We start from the raw sequence: 14,159 nt of genomic DNA on the forward strand, positions 1-14,159 counted from the left end.
CCGTTCCCCCTCCGGCCGGAGGGGGAAAGGGCCACAGCCCGTCGTCCGTGGTGCGTTGCTCAGTCGGGCCGGCCGAACAGGGCGCAGCCGACCGTGCCGTCCCGGTCGATGCCCGTGAGCAGCGCCAGATCTCCCGGCCGGGACCAGTTGGCCGCGGCGGACAGCGCCGCCGACAGCTGCAGTCCGGCGGATGCGGCGAACGCGTCGCCCAGCAGCGGACGGCAGTGCAGCCACCGCGGGTCCGCATCGCCCAGCACCGCGCGGATGCCCGCCTCCTCCTGCTGCGCGTGCTCACCCAGCGGCACCACCAGGCGGATCCGGTCGGCGGTGGCGCCCGCCTTGGCGAGCGCGGCCCGCACACACGCGGCGAGTTCGGCACCGCCCTCCACGGCCGGCTCTGCCGCCGCCCTGAAGTGCGTCGCCGCCACCGTGGCCACCGGCACCCGCCCGGCCGCCGCCGCCTCGGCGGCCGGCTCGAGCAGCGCGACCACACAGCCCTCGCCCAGCGGCGCGGGCAGCTCGCGGCCGCCGCTCACCGCGTCGGCCAGCATCGCCCGCGCCGGCGAGCACTCCTCGGTGGCACCGACCAGCAGGCGCCGGCAGTGGCCGCCCCGGCTCAGGCGGGCCGCGTAGCCGATGGCCACGAGCGCGGACAGCCGGCCTGCGGCGATGGTGGTGTTCGGACCCTTGAGCCCGTGCCAGATCGCGCTCTGCCCGGCGGCGCGGTTGAGGAAGGTGTCGGGAAAGCGCAGCGCGTCCACGTGATACGGCTTGGACGCGGTGAGCGCCCCCCGGGTGAAGTCCATGACGGTCTGCACGGTGCCCTGGCCGACCCCCAGGACGAGCCCGACGCGCTGCGGGTCCTCGGTGACCTCGGGCCCCAGCTCGCGCAGCAGGACGTCGATGGCCGTCGCGGCGAACGCCGTGGAGCGGCTCATCGTGCGCGTCCCCTTGCGCCCCAGGTGGTCGGCCGCCCGGAAGCCCGGCACCGTCACGGAGGGCACGGGCCCGCCCGCCCCTGCCTCCTCCACCTGCGCCGCGCGGCCCGACAGCAGGCCCTCGCGCAGCACGTCACGGCCCACGCCGTAGGCGCTCACGGCGGACCATCCCGACAGCACCAGCGTCCCGCCGCCCGGCGCCCCGCCGTCACGGTGGGCAAGCCGCGGCGATCCGCTCGCCTCGATCGTCGTCATGACACCTCCTGGTGCCGGCCCAGCAGCAGCACCACGTTGTTGCCCGCGAACGCGAGCGCGTTGTTCTGCACCACGTTCAGCACGGCCTCGCGCGCCTGGTTGGGTACGCAGTCCAGGCCGCAGTCCGGATCGGTGTTCGTGTGGTTGATGGTGGGAGGGATGAAGCCCTCGCGGATGGCGAGCGCGCACGCGACCGCGGCCAGGGCACTCGCCGCCCCCATGGCGTGCCCGATCATGCTCTTCACCGACACCGTCGGCGGCGGCACGTCGAACACCTGCCGGATCGCGCTGGTCTCGACCACGTCGTTGGTCGGGGTGCCGGTGCCGTGCGCCGAGATCAGGTCCACGTCCTCGGGCTTGACGCCGGCATTGGCCTGCGCGAGCCGCATGCACCTCGCCAGGCTGTCCTGGTCCGGCGCGACCGCGTGCCCCGCATCGCAGTTGAGCCCGTAACCGAGCACCTCCGCATAGATCCGCGCCCCGCGGGCCCGCGCCGAGCGCAGGGTCTCCAGGACCAGGACGCCACTGCCCTCGCTGGCCAGCAGGCCCTTGCGGTCCCGGTCGAAGGGCTGGCACATCTCCGGCGCGATCGTGCCGAACCGGTAGAACCCGGTGAACGTCTTGCGGCACACGGCATCCGCGCCGCCGCACAGCGCGACCTCGACATCGCCGACCCGCAGCGCGTCGAACGCGCTGCCGATCGCGTAGTTGCCGGCCGCGCAGGCCGTCGCGGTCGTCATGGTCTCCACATCGCGCAGCCCCAGTTCCCTGACCACGCCCGAGGCGAGCCGGCTGGCGTCAAGACGCCCGGCCAGGACGGGATCGAGCGTGCCGTGCGCCCACTGCTGTTCCGTCAGCGTGTCCAGGTCGCGCGTCTCGCCGTCGCTGGTGCCGATGGACACCAGCGCGCGACGGTCCCGCAGCTCCTGCAGGCCGAGCCCCGCGTCCGCGAGCGCCATCCGGGCGCCCGCGACCGCGAACTGGGTGGCCCGGCCAAGACCCTCCGGCTCCAGGTGCTCCAGCCACTCCTGCGGGCTGAAGCCGCTCACCTCGCACCCGATCGCGTGCGCGAAGCCGGTGGTGTCGAACGCTGTGATCGGCTTCGCCCCACTGCGTCCCGCCCGCAGACCGGCGCAGAAATCCTCCACTCCGGTCCCTATGCTGCTGACCACGCCAAGACCCGTGATCACCACGCGCTCCTGCTCCGCGTCCGCGCTCACTTCACCCCTCCTCGAGTCGTGAAAGCCCGCTCAGCGATGCGCGGCGAGCGCCTCGTCCACCACCGCGAACACGTTCTCGAGGCTGTCGAGCCGGTCCACCTTCCAGTCCTCGATCTCGATGTCGAAGGTGCGCTCCAGGGACGCACCGAGCGCCACGAGCCCCATCGAGTCGGCACCGAGATCCTTCTTGAAGGACGCGTCCGGCGTCAGGTGCTCCTCCTCGACGTCCAGGACCTCCAGCACGACGTCCTTGATGCGGGCCCGGTCCTCATCGGCCAGGGCGGACCCGGGCAGCGGTGCGGTCATGGTGTCTCCTTGGGTGAGGTCGGTCGGGGCACGGACGGCAGCCCGCGCCCGTGGTGGTGGGGCCGGTGGCGCTCACAGCACCGCGAAACGGGGCGCCGCCGAGCGGCCCAGGCCGGCTGCCAGCCGCTCGCGCACGGGGCCGAGCAGCTTGGGGTCGGAATTCAAAATGGCGAGCATGACCTGGTGCAGCCGCGCACCGGGATCGATGCCGAGCGAGCCCGCCAGCATGCTGCGGCCCTGCTCGTACAGGGCCAGGGCCTCCGCCTGGCGGTCGCAGCGGTACAGGGCCGTCATCAGCTGCGCACGGAAGCGCTCCTGCAGCGGGTACTGGCCCACCAGCTGCGTCAGCCTCGGCACCAGGGCGGCGTGCCCGCCGAGCGCGAGCTCGGCCTCGAACTGGTCGGTGAGCGCCGTGATCCGCAGTTCCTCCAGGCGCGGCCGGACGGCCTCGGCCAGGTGGCAGGTCACATCCGCGAGCGCGGGCCCGCGCCACAGCGACAGCGCCGAGGACAGCAGCGAGAACGCCGTCTCGTACGCGCCTGACTGAAGCGCCTCATGCCCGCGGTGCGCCCGGTCGGTGAACTCGGCGAGATCGAACCAGCAGGAACCGGTCTGCATCAGATAGCCCGGCGAGCGGCGCATGATCCGGGCATGCGGACCAAGGGCTTTGCGCAACCGGGAAACATAGGTGTAGATCTGGGCGTTCACGGTGGCGGGCGGCTTCTGGCCCCACAGGAAGTCACCCAGCTGCGAGTCGTACACCACCAAATCCTCGGCCAGCAGCAGGGCGCCGAGCACGGTGCGCTGCTTGGCGCCGCGCAGCGGTATCTGCCGCCCCGCGTGGTGCACTTCGACCTGCCCCAGAATTCGGAACTCCATCCACCCTCCGGTTGCGCCGCGGACCATGCCCGTAAATCCAGCGGAAGACTACGAAGACGCGATGACACACCGGTGACCGCGCACTGACACCGCCGCGCCCGCGGCCCCTCACGGACGGGCTCACACCCACGGGCGGCTCACGGGCGGTGCACGTTCACGGGCGGGCGGCGGGCGTGGTGGCGCGCCCGTAGCGGTCCATCTCGTGGAAGAAGCCCTCGATGACCTGCGCCTGGCCCCGGCGGCGCACCTCGTCGTGGACGAACTTGCCCACCGCCAGGTCCAGGACCCCCAGGCCGAACGGCGAGAACACCACGGGGCGGTCCGCCGGTACCGCCACCTGCCCGGTCATCACCTCGTACAAGGTGCCGTCGAGGAAGTCCCGGCTGCCGGTGAGCTGTTCGGTCAGGTGCGGGGAGGTGTCGGCCTTCAGGCAGTGCTCGACGTCGTCGACCACGTTCGCCGAGGCGAGCAGGACCTCGGGGGCCAGGTCGCGCAGCGACACGTTCAGCACGATCGGGTGGTGCGCGAACCAGTCCGGCTCGTGCACATGGGGAGCGGCCGCGACGGTCGCGAAGACGACCAGGTCCGAGGAGCGGATCAGCTCCTCGGCGCTCTCGTGCACGGCGATCCGGCCGGTCTCGGACGAGCCGTGCAGATACGTGCTGAAGTCCGCCGCGTACTCGGCGGACAGGTCGTGGACGCCCACCTCGTCGAAGGTCCAGCCGGTCCCGGCGAGATAGGTGTGGATGTGGCGGGCGATGAACCCCGCCCCGATGAACCCCACCCGCCGGGGGCGCTCGCGCCCCTGGGCCCGCGACAGCCGGTCCGCCGCGAGCACCGCGGAGGCCGCGGTGCGGGCCGCGCTGATGATCGAGCTCTCCAGGCAGGCCAGGGGATATCCCGTGTCGTGGTCGTTGAGCACGAGCACCGCGGAGGCCCGCGGGATGCCCGCCGCCACGTTCTCGGGGAAGCTGGAGATCCACTTCAGGCCGTCGACCCGCGTGTCGCCGCCGATGGACGACGGCAGCGCGATGATGCGCGACGAGGGGCGGTCGGGGAAGCGCAGGAAGTACGAGGGCGGGTTGACCGTGTCGCCCCGGCCGTGCACGTGGTAGGCCGCCTCGACCAGGTCCACCGTGTGCTGCTCCTGCCCGCTCAGCACGGCGTGCACCTGGGAGCCGGGCACCACGGCGAACGGCAGAACGAGATCTTCCTTGGTCATCCCACGACTCCCTTGCAGTGGCCGGGTGCTGCCGGATGTGTCCGGCGGCCCTTGAGGACATGGTCAACAGCAGCTCTGACAACACGCTGACATCAGCTGCCGGCCGCCCTCTCGCGGTACATCTCGGCCAGCAGGAAGGCCAGGTCCAGGGACTGCGTGTGGTTCAGGCGCGGGTCGCAGGCCGTCTCGTAGCGGTGGTGCAGGTGCTCGGCAAGGACCGCGTCGCCGCCGCCGACGCACTCGGTGACGTCGTCCCCGGTGAGCTCCACGTGGATGCCGCCGGGGTGGGAGCCCAGTGCGCGGTGCACCTCGAAGAAGCCGCGCACCTCGTCGAGGATCGCGTCGAAGCGGCGGGTCTTGTGGCCGCTGGCCGCGGTGATGGTGTTGCCGTGCATCGGATCGCTCACCCAGCACACCTGCGCCCCCTCCGCCTCGACCTTCTCCACCAGCGTGGGCAGCACCTCGCGGATCCGCTCCGCCCCGGCCCGCACCACGAAGGTGAGCCGGCCCGCCTCGCGGTGCGGGTCGAGGCGGTCCAGCAGGCCCAGCACGACGTCCGCGGCGACGGTGGGGCCGAGCTTGACCGCGATGGGGTTGGCCACGCGGGAGAAGAACTCCACGTGCGCCCCGTCCAGGTCCCGGGTCCGCTCGCCGATCCACAGCAGGTGCCCGCTGGTGGCGTACGACCGGCCGGTGGCCGCGTCGGTCCGGGTCAGGGCGGCCTCGTACTCCAGCAGCAGGCCCTCATGGCTGACGAAGAACTCCGCGGTGTTCAGCTCCCGGGTGTCGACGCCGCAGGAGTGCATGAAGGCCAGCGTGCGGTCGATCTCGTCGGCCAGCCGCTCGTAGCGCTCGCCGGAGCGGGAACTGGCCACGAAGCCCTGGTTCCAGGTGTGCACCTGCCGCAGATCCGCGAACCCGCCGGTGGTCAGGGCCCGGACGAGATTGAGCGTGGTGGCCGAGCACTCGTACATCCTGCGCAGGCGCTGGGGGTCGGGCTCTCTGGCCTCGGCGGTGAACTCCGGCCCGTTGACCGCGTCGCCCCGGTAGGAGGGCAGCACCCTCTCGCCGCGCCGCTCCTCGCCGCTGGAGCGGGGTTTGGCGTACTGGCCGGCCATCCGCCCGATCTTCACCACCGGCAGGGCGGAGGCGTAGGTGAGGACGACGGCCATCTGCAGCAGGGTCTTCAGCTTGCCGTGGACGGACTCGGCCGTCGCCTGCCGGAAGGTCTCCGCGCAGTCGCCGCCCTGCAGGAGCACGGCCTCGCCGCGCGCGACCGCCGCGATCCGCTCGCGCAGCCGCTCGCACTCGGCCGCGAAGACCAGCGGCGGAGCCGTGGCCAACTGCCCGGCCACAGCCCGCAGTTCGCTCTCGTCGGGCCAGGTGGGCTGCTGCGCCGCCGGGAAGCGGCGCCAGCTCTCGGCCGCGTGATGTCTCGCTTGGGATTCCTTCGGGGCGTTGGTCATGACTCGCCTTCCCGCAAGGCCACAGACAGGGAAAAGAACAGACAGGTAAAAGAACAGACAGGGAAAAGAACCGCTCGCACCCAGGAGCTCAGTCGACGCCCCGCGACGGCGTCAAGCAAAAGGGGAGTGGTCCGCGTGCACGGCCGCACAGTGGACTGGCCCCCGCACCCGGGCCTCGGCACGGTCACAGTCACCGTGAGCGGCACCCGGCCGCCGCCGCACGATCCGCCCGCACCGGACGCGCAGCCGAAGCAGGAGCATGCCGGCCGGCAACATCCTTGTCCCTCTGGCCGTCGCCCCCGGCCACAGCCAGGTGAGGGGCATGCGGCACCGGACCCCGCCCACCGAGCCGGTGCCCCCGTAGAGCCTCACGACGACCGCCGACGCGGCCCTGCCGCACACCGTCCCGCCCCCAGGCACGCCCCTCCGGCACGCCCCCGTCCCGCTCTCACCCCCGCCTGACCGCGCCCACCGTCCGCAGCGCGTCCGTGATGCCGGAGCCCGGCAGATGCGCATGGCCCACCACCAGGGCCGGTGCGTCCGGCTGCGGCCGCATGTGGAAGGCGGCACTGCCGCGCACCAGCACGCAGGCGCGCAGCACCGCCGCCACCAGGGCCGCCTCGTCGGTGGGCCGGGGAAGGCGCACATACGCGTGCAGCCCCGCCCTGGCCCCGGTCACCGACGCGCCGGGCAGATGCCTGCGCACGGCTTCGTCCAGGGTGTCCCGCCTGCTGTGCGCCAGCACGTTCAGGCGCCGCAGATGACGGTCGAACAGGCCGGTGCGCAGCATCTCGGCCATCGTCAGCTGGGTGAAGGCGTCGGTGCCCAGGTCGTGCCGGGCGCGGGCCCGCAGCAGCAGTTCGAGCATCGGCGCCGGCGCGGTCAGCCAGCCCAGGCGCAGGCTGGGGGAGAGCGCCTTGCTGGCGGTCCCCGCGTAGACGACCCGGTCGGGCATCGACCGCTGCAGGGCCAGCGGCCGGGTGCCGCGCTCGTACCACAGGCCGCCGTCGTAGTCGTCCTCGATCACCCAGCCGTCGACGGCCTCGGCCCAGCGGGCCAGGGCCGCGCGACGCCGCTCGGACAGGGTGGCGCCGGTGGGGAACTGGTGGGTGGCGGTGACCAGGACGGCCCGCGCCCCCGACCGCGCCAGCGCCTCCACGTCCACCCCCTCGCCGTCGACCGCCACCGGCAGTACGCCAAGACCGGTCTCCCGGATGAACTGGCGCTGGCCGGGGTGCCCCGGGTCCTCGATGGCCAGCGTGTCGATGCCAAGCCCCGGCAGCACCGTGCACAGCAGACCGAGCGCCTCGGCGAATCCGGCGACCACGGCGATCTGCTCGGGGTGCGCGCGCACGCCCCTGACCCGGCCCAGATACCGCGACAGTTCGTGGCGCAGAGCGCCCTCGCCGGCCAGCGGCGGGTAGCGGTGCAGCGGCAGGTCGGCGGCCTGCAGCACCCGCTGGTAGCAGCGCAGCCACTCGCGCCGGGGGAAGGCGGGCGTGTTGCCGCCGCCGGGCCGCAGGTCCCAGCGGACCGGCTCCGCCTTCTGCTCGTCCTTGTGCTCCTCCAGCAGCGCGGGCACGACCGGGCCGGCGTCGAGGTGCCCGACCACCTTGGTCCCCGAGCCGTGGGCGGTCTCCAGATAGCCCTCGGCCACGAGCTGTCCGTACGCCTCCACCACCACGCTGCGGGAGACGTCGAGATCGCCCGCGAGCCGGCGGCTGGAGGGAAGCCGGGTGCCCGGGTGCAGGGCGCCTTCGGCTATCTCCCTGCGGATGAATTCCTGAATCTGCGATGTCAGGGAAACCGAAGAACCCCTCACCACTTCGAGCGCGATGTGCAGGGCCATGCCATCTACCTTCTTCTGAAGTGGACCGCACACTTCTACGGACAGTGGTCTGGAACGCACTTTTCTCTCTTCACACAATGAGCGGAAACACCGTCAGCGCCGCTGAAGGAGACTCCTCATGGCCGCCGAGCCGAAGGTGCCCACCTGGCCCGAAGTCCTCACCACGCTGCTGCGGGGCCAGAACCTCACCGCGGGGGAGTCGGCCTGGGCCATGGACCAGGTGATGTCGGGCAGCGCCGGGGACGCCCGGCTGGCCGGCTTCCTCGTCGCGCTGCGGGCCAAGGGGGAGAGCGCCGACGAGATCGAGGGCATGGCGCGCGCCCTGTGCGACCACGCCGTGCGCCTTGACGTCCCCGGCCCCACCCTGGACATCGTGGGCACCGGGGGCGACGGCACCCACAGCGTGAACGTCTCCACGATGTCGGCGGTCGTGGCGGCCGCGGCGGGGGCGCGGGTCGTCAAGCACGGCAACCGCTCGGCGTCCTCGGCCTGCGGATCGGCGGACGTGCTCGAGGAGCTGGGAGTGGCCCTCACCCTGACGCCGCCCCAGGTGCGCGCGGTGCTGGAGGAGACCGGCATCACCTTCTGCTTCGCCCCCGCCTTCCACCCGGCGATGCGCCACGCGGCCGGCCCGCGCCGCGAACTGGGCATCCGCACCGTCTTCAACGCGCTGGGCCCGCTGAGCAACCCGGCATCGCCCACGGCACAGGCGGTGGGCGTCGCCAACCCGCGCCTGGCACCGCTGATCGCGCACGTGCTGGCCCGTCGCGGCGTGTCCGCTCTGGTCTTCCGCGGCGACGACGGCATGGACGAGCTCACGGTCACCACTACCTCCACAATCTGGTTGGTCGACGGCGGCGAGGTACGCACCGAGCACTTCGACCCGCGCGACATCGGGATCGGCCGGGCCCCCGCGGCCGCGCTGCGCGGCGGGGACAGCGCACACAACGCGCGGGTGGCCCATGAGGTGTTCGCCGGGGCCCAGGGGCCCGTCAGGGACGCGGTGCTGCTGTCGGCCGCGGCCGGCCTGGCGGCGCTGCGGCCGAGCCGGCGCGGTGTCACCGAGCGCCTGGGCCAGGCGGTGCGGCAGGCCGCACAGGCCGTGGACTCCGGCGCCGCCGCGGCTGTGCTCGAGCACTGGACTGCGGTGGCCGCAAAGCACGCCACGGGCGGCTGACCCCCACCTCCACGCGCTGTCCCTCCCCTCCCGGCACCGCTAGAGGAGAACCGTAGAAAGGCTCGAGGGCGCGAACCATCTTATTCAGCATGCGGTAAAACTGCCGTACGAGCAGGGCCGATGCCTCCGCGTGCGGTCACTTCGCCTGCCCGGGTGCCGAACTGTCAGCACGCCGTCAGCAAACCGTCAGCGGCTGCCCGGCCGCGGCACCCGATGCGCGGCATATGTGCCTTGCCTGCAAGACTTCCGATAAGCAAGAATAAGATTGTCTTTATGGGTAGCGTGGAGGCCTTGCACCCGTTGCGATGGCGATTTCGGCGCGTTGCTGCAGGAGGGGTCACAGCAGTGCAGGAGCGAGCCACCCAGACGCGGAAGGCCTTGGCGAGAGCCGCTGCCCACGAGTTCGACCGCCACGGGTACGCGGCCTCGTCCATGACCGAGATCGCCCGGGCCGCAGGTTTCTCCGTCGGCGCCCTCACCTTCCACTTCGCCTCCAAGAAGGAACTGGCCGACGCGGTACGGCGCGACGCACACGCCGACACCCTGCCCGCCGTCGACCAGGCCGCCGCAACGGAAGCAGACCCCGTCCAGTCGGTGATCCGGCTGACCCTCACCCTCGCCGACCTGCTGGAGACACAGGTCTCGGTACGCGCCGCAGCCCGCCTGTCGAGGGAACAGCCGGGCTGCGCGCCGGACTGGGCCTCGGCCTGGACCCCCGCGCTGGAGAAATACCTGCCCAGCACCCCGGAAGCAACCACCGGCCGCGGCACCGACCACAGCGCACTGGCCCTCCTGGCCACCTACCTGGTCACCGGCACGGAAGCCGAGATCCGCCGCCGCGCCTGCCGGCAGGAGCAGTCCACAGGACAGGCCAAGGCCGAACTGGCACGCATCTGGAACGTCGTCCTCCAGGGCCTCGCCACGACCGGCCCCGACGACGACCGCGCCCTGCCCCACAACGCCCTGCCGGACAGTGCGGCCACCCCGGCCACCCCGGCCGAGGAGTCCCGCACCGGCGCCACGGAGTAACGCCCCCCCCCGAAGACGGCACCCCACCTCACCCCACCGCACCTCACCCCACCGCACCCCGCGCCGCTCCCGCCAGGAGCGGCAGACCCGCACAGCACTCCACCGGAGCTCAAGCCCGCCTGCCACCGGCCCGTGATGCCATGAGGCCCATGCCGCACACCGCCGCCTTCCGCAATTACGTCGACTCGATCCTCGATGTCCTCGCCACGGACCCCCAACGGCCCGTACTCACCGACAGCAGCGGGACGAAGACAACCGCGGGCGCCTTCCGCCACAGCGTCCTGCGGATGGCGGCGGAACTGGCCGAGCGCGGCGTCGGGCGCGGCAGCACCGTCTCGCTCCTGAGCGGCAACCGGCCCGAGGCACTGGGCGCACGGTACGCGGCGAACCTGCTCGGCGCCCGCGTGGCGTTCCTGCACGAAGTGATCCACACCCAGATCGCCCCCGACGTCGTGGCCCACATCGTGGCGAGCATCGACACCACGCTGCTGCTCATCGACCCGGCACTGCAAGCCATGGCCCACAACCTGCTGGCCCAACAGCAGCTGCCCCCGGTGCTCTTCCTCGGCCCGAGCCCGCTGGGCGAGGACCTGACGGCCCTGGCCGCACGCCACCGCGGCCGGCGGCCCCCGAGCGCGGCGCGCGCGGACGACCACTGGTGCATCCGCCTCACCGGCGGCAGCACCGGCATCCCCAAGAGCGTCTGCATGACGTACGCGAACTACCAGGACGTCCTCACCGACCGCGCCGCCCTGCTCACCACACCCGCCCCGCACTGGAGCGACACCACCACCGCGCCCCGCTTTTTGGCCTGCGCCTCCATCGCGCACTCCGCGGGCACCACCAGCGACGCCACCCTGCTCGCGGGCGGACACGTCGTGCTCCAGCGCCAGTTCACGCCCGCCGAGGTGTACGCGGCGATCGAACGGGAGCGCATCACCGACGTATGGATGCTCTCCCCGATGCTGGGCCGGCTCCTGGATGACCCCGCCGCGGGCAGCACCGACACCACCAGCCTGCGCCGGGTCAGCTACGGCGGGCACCTGCTCGCACCCAGCCGGCTCGAGAGGGCTGGCGAGGTGTTCGGGCCCGTCCTGTACGGCTGGTACGGGCAGACGGAAGCCGGGCTCATGACCGAGGTCACCCCGCAGGAGCACACCCTGATCGGACGGACCGGGCAGATCACCGCCGGGCGGCCCGTCCCGGGCGTGCGCATCAAGATCTGCGACACGGCGGGCACGGAACTGCCCACCGGGCAGATCGGCGAGATACGGGCCCGCTCCCCCCAGGTCATGAGCGGCTACTGGAAGCAGCCCGGGCTCACCGCCCAGGCACTGAGCGACGGCTGGCTGCGCACCGGGGACGCGGGCTACCTGGACGAGGCGGGCTACCTCTACATCGCGGGCCGCATCAAGGAGACCGTCAAACTGGCGGGCAGCCACCAGGTGTTCCCCGTGGAACTGGAGAGCCTGCTGCTGACCCACCCGGCGATCGAGCAGTGCATGGTCTTCGGCGTACGCCGCCCCGACGACGCCGAGGAGGTGCACGCCGTCGTCGTCGCAGCGCCGGGACACACCGTCGACCACGCCCTGGTGCGCGACTTCGTGGCGGCGGCCAGGGGCGAGATCTATGTGCCCAGCGTGCTGCACCACCTCGACGAGCTGCCGCTGAACGCGGTCGGCAAGCCCGACAAGAAGCAGGTGCAGGACCAGCTCGGGCTCACCCGCTCCAGCGTGACGGTGTACTGAACGGCGACCGCCGCTGTTGCGCGGGGCACCGCGTTCATTCCGCATGCCTGAGGTCTTGACAACTCGATTGGTCTGGACCAGCTTTGCGCGCAGCAGCGATGGCCACCGTCGCCACTCACGTGCTTCACCTCTCCCCAGGAGGCACCCCGTGGACCGTGCACGTCACAACAGACCCGGCATCCGCCAGAGAATCAGCACGGCGATGGCCGTCGGTGCGGCCGCCGCGCTCGCCGTCACCGCGCTCGCCGCGCCCGCGCAGTCCGCCGACACCGACGCGGCCGGCACCAAAGCCGCGAGCGCCCGAGCGGCGGACGTCAACGTCGCCAAGAACGCCGGATTCGAGGCGGACCTGAACAACTGGACCTGCACCGCCAACAGCGGCGCCGCCGTCACGTCCCCCGTGCACGGCGGCACGAAGGCACTCAAGGCCACCCCCTCGGGCCAGGACACCGCCGAGTGCTCCCAGATCGTCGCGGTGAAACCGAACGCGACGTACAAACTCAGCAGTTGGGTACAGGGCAGCTACGCCTACCTCGGTGCCCGCGGCACCGGCACCACCGACGTGTCGACCTGGACCCCGGCCGCCTCGTCCTGGCAGCAGCTCTCCACCAGCTTCACAACCGGCGCGAACACCACCTCGGTCACCGTGTACACCCACGGCTGGTACGGGCAGAGCGCCTACTACGTCGACGACGTGAGCGTCTTTGGACCCGACGGGGGCGGCGGCCCCGACCCGGTCGAGATACCGCCCGTCCCCACCGGCCTCACGGCGGGCACGACAGCGCCCACGTCGGTGGACCTGTCCTGGACCCCGTCCTCCACCGCCACGGGATACACCGTCTACCGCGACGGCACCAAGGTCGCCTCGGCCAACGGCGCCTCCACGACCGTCACCGGCCTCACCCCGCAGACCACCTACAGCTTCCAGGTCAGCGCCTCGAACGCGGCAGGCGAATCGGCGAAGTCGACGGCACTGTCCGTGACGACCCCCAAGGGCGACGGCGGCGGCGACGGCACCGTGCCCCGCCACGCGGTGACCGGCTACTGGCAGAACTTCAACAACGGCGCCACCGTGCAGAAACTGCGGGACGTCTCCTCGCAGTACGACATCATCGCCGTCTCCTTCGCCGACGCCACCACCACACCGGGTCAGATCACCTTCAACCTGGACCCGGCCGTCGGCTACGCCTCCACCGCCGACTTCAAGGCCGACATCGCCGCGAAGAAGGCCGCGGGCAAGTCCGTGATCCTCTCGGTCGGCGGCGAGAAGGGCACCGTCTCCGTCAACAGCGACGCCTCCGCGACAGCCTTCGCCAACAGCGCCTACGCACTGATGCAGGAGTACGGGTTCAACGGCGTCGACATCGACCTGGAGAACGGCCTCAACCCCACCTACATGTCCAAGGCCCTGCGCCAGCTCTCGGCGAAGGCCGGCCCGAAACTGGTGCTCACGATGGCACCGCAGACCATCGACATGCAGTCCACCTCCGGCGGCTACTTCCAGACGGCCCTGAACGTGAAGGACATCCTCACGGTCGTCAACACGCAGTACTACAACAGCGGTTCCATGCTCGGCTGCGACGGCAAGGTCTACAGCCAGGGCAGCGTGGACTTCCTGACCGCGCTCGCCTGCATCCAGCTGGAGGGCGGCCTGGACCCGTCACAGGTCGGCATCGGCGTCCCGGCCTCCCCACGCGGCGCGGGCAGCGGCTACGTGGCCCCCACGGTCGTCAACAACGCCCTGGACTGCCTCACCCGCGCCACCGGCTGCGGCTCCTTCAAGCCGTCGAAGACCTACCCGTCGCTGCGCGGCGCCATGACATGGTCGACGAACTGGGACGCCACAGCGGGCCACACGTGGTCGAACGCCGTCGGCCCGAAGGTGCACGGCCTGCCGTAGCGAACGAACGCCCCCGGGGGGAGCGGACGGACCCAACACGGCCCGTCCGCCCCTGCGGGAGCCGGCGCAAGAAGAGGGAGCCGCTGACCACCTGGGTGGACCACGCAGACCCGGCAACGTTCGGCCCCGCCCTCACCTACCGGCTCATCGACACACCACCCGCCCATCGC

Annotated in this window: 11 protein-coding genes; 4 read left to right on the forward strand and 7 right to left on the reverse strand. The window is 72.0% G+C overall.

Annotated elements, in window-relative coordinates; genetic code table 11:
* Window positions 1–59: 59 nt before the first annotated feature.
* From ACFWZ5_RS14070 to ACFWZ5_RS14100, 7 genes are all read right to left on the reverse strand, one after another.
* Entirely contained in the window at window positions 60–1,193 is a 1,134-nt protein-coding gene (locus ACFWZ5_RS14070; protein WP_384789242.1) for a beta-ketoacyl synthase N-terminal-like domain-containing protein, read from the reverse strand.
* Complete coding sequence (locus ACFWZ5_RS14075) at window positions 1,190–2,413, reverse strand: beta-ketoacyl-[acyl-carrier-protein] synthase family protein (RefSeq protein ID WP_384789239.1); 1,224 nt, start codon at window positions 2,411–2,413, stop codon at window positions 1,190–1,192. Before ACFWZ5_RS14075 ends, ACFWZ5_RS14070 begins: the two co-directional genes overlap by 4 nt.
* A 30-nt stretch (window positions 2,414–2,443) precedes the next feature.
* Window positions 2,444–2,719, reverse strand: coding sequence for an acyl carrier protein (locus ACFWZ5_RS14080; RefSeq protein WP_384789236.1), 276 nt, complete (start codon window positions 2,717–2,719; stop codon window positions 2,444–2,446).
* 72 nt (window positions 2,720–2,791) lie between these two features.
* Window positions 2,792–3,598: a BTAD domain-containing putative transcriptional regulator gene (locus ACFWZ5_RS14085; RefSeq protein WP_384789233.1), complete on the reverse strand. Its 807-nt coding sequence runs from the start codon at window positions 3,596–3,598 to the stop codon at window positions 2,792–2,794.
* Between the two features lie 154 nt (window positions 3,599–3,752).
* Window positions 3,753–4,820, reverse strand: coding sequence for a 2,3-diaminopropionate biosynthesis protein SbnB (gene sbnB, locus ACFWZ5_RS14090; RefSeq protein ID WP_384789231.1), 1,068 nt, complete (start codon window positions 4,818–4,820; stop codon window positions 3,753–3,755).
* A gap of 92 nt (window positions 4,821–4,912) precedes the next feature.
* Window positions 4,913–6,286 carry a class II 3-deoxy-7-phosphoheptulonate synthase gene (locus ACFWZ5_RS14095; protein ID WP_384789228.1) on the reverse strand — a complete coding sequence of 458 codons (1,374 nt, stop codon included), beginning with the start codon at window positions 6,284–6,286 and terminating at the stop codon, window positions 4,913–4,915.
* Between the two features lie 448 nt (window positions 6,287–6,734).
* Complete coding sequence (locus tag ACFWZ5_RS14100; protein ID WP_384789225.1) at window positions 6,735–8,135, reverse strand: PLP-dependent aminotransferase family protein; 1,401 nt, start codon at window positions 8,133–8,135, stop codon at window positions 6,735–6,737.
* Between the two features lie 118 nt (window positions 8,136–8,253).
* Between ACFWZ5_RS14100 and trpD the strand changes: the two genes are divergently transcribed.
* From trpD to ACFWZ5_RS14120, 4 genes are all read left to right on the forward strand, one after another.
* On the forward strand, window positions 8,254–9,312 hold the full coding sequence (gene trpD, locus ACFWZ5_RS14105) for an anthranilate phosphoribosyltransferase (RefSeq protein WP_384789222.1): 1,059 nt from the start codon (window positions 8,254–8,256) through the stop codon (window positions 9,310–9,312).
* A gap of 345 nt (window positions 9,313–9,657) precedes the next feature.
* Complete coding sequence (locus ACFWZ5_RS14110; protein ID WP_384789219.1) at window positions 9,658–10,341, forward strand: TetR family transcriptional regulator; 684 nt, start codon at window positions 9,658–9,660, stop codon at window positions 10,339–10,341.
* A gap of 149 nt (window positions 10,342–10,490) precedes the next feature.
* Window positions 10,491–12,089: an AMP-binding protein gene (locus tag ACFWZ5_RS14115; protein WP_384789216.1), complete on the forward strand. Its 1,599-nt coding sequence runs from the start codon at window positions 10,491–10,493 to the stop codon at window positions 12,087–12,089.
* Between the two features lie 148 nt (window positions 12,090–12,237).
* A complete protein-coding gene (locus ACFWZ5_RS14120; RefSeq protein WP_384789212.1) occupies window positions 12,238–13,989 on the forward strand; it encodes a chitinase in 1,752 nt (583 codons plus the stop codon).
* The last annotated feature ends 170 nt before the right edge of the window (window positions 13,990–14,159 follow it).

It is taken from the genome of Streptomyces sp. NPDC059003 (assembly GCF_042740445.1).
Classification (GTDB): domain Bacteria; phylum Actinomycetota; class Actinomycetes; order Streptomycetales; family Streptomycetaceae; genus Streptomyces.

Coding starts and splice junctions, on each gene's coding strand:
- ACFWZ5_RS14070 (WP_384789242.1), bottom strand. CDS start 1,193: ATGACGACGATCGAGGCGAGCGGATCGCCGCGGCTTGCCCACCGTGAC.
- ACFWZ5_RS14080 (WP_384789236.1), bottom strand. CDS start 2,719: ATGACCGCACCGCTGCCCGGGTCCGCCCTGGCCGATGAGGACCGGGCC.
- ACFWZ5_RS14085 (WP_384789233.1), bottom strand. CDS start 3,598: ATGGAGTTCCGAATTCTGGGGCAGGTCGAAGTGCACCACGCGGGGCGG.
- sbnB (WP_384789231.1), bottom strand. CDS start 4,820: ATGACCAAGGAAGATCTCGTTCTGCCGTTCGCCGTGGTGCCCGGCTCC.
- ACFWZ5_RS14095 (WP_384789228.1), bottom strand. CDS start 6,286: ATGACCAACGCCCCGAAGGAATCCCAAGCGAGACATCACGCGGCCGAG.
- ACFWZ5_RS14100 (WP_384789225.1), bottom strand. CDS start 8,135: ATGGCCCTGCACATCGCGCTCGAAGTGGTGAGGGGTTCTTCGGTTTCC.
- trpD (WP_384789222.1), top strand. CDS start 8,254: ATGGCCGCCGAGCCGAAGGTGCCCACCTGGCCCGAAGTCCTCACCACG.
- ACFWZ5_RS14115 (WP_384789216.1), top strand. CDS start 10,491: ATGCCGCACACCGCCGCCTTCCGCAATTACGTCGACTCGATCCTCGAT.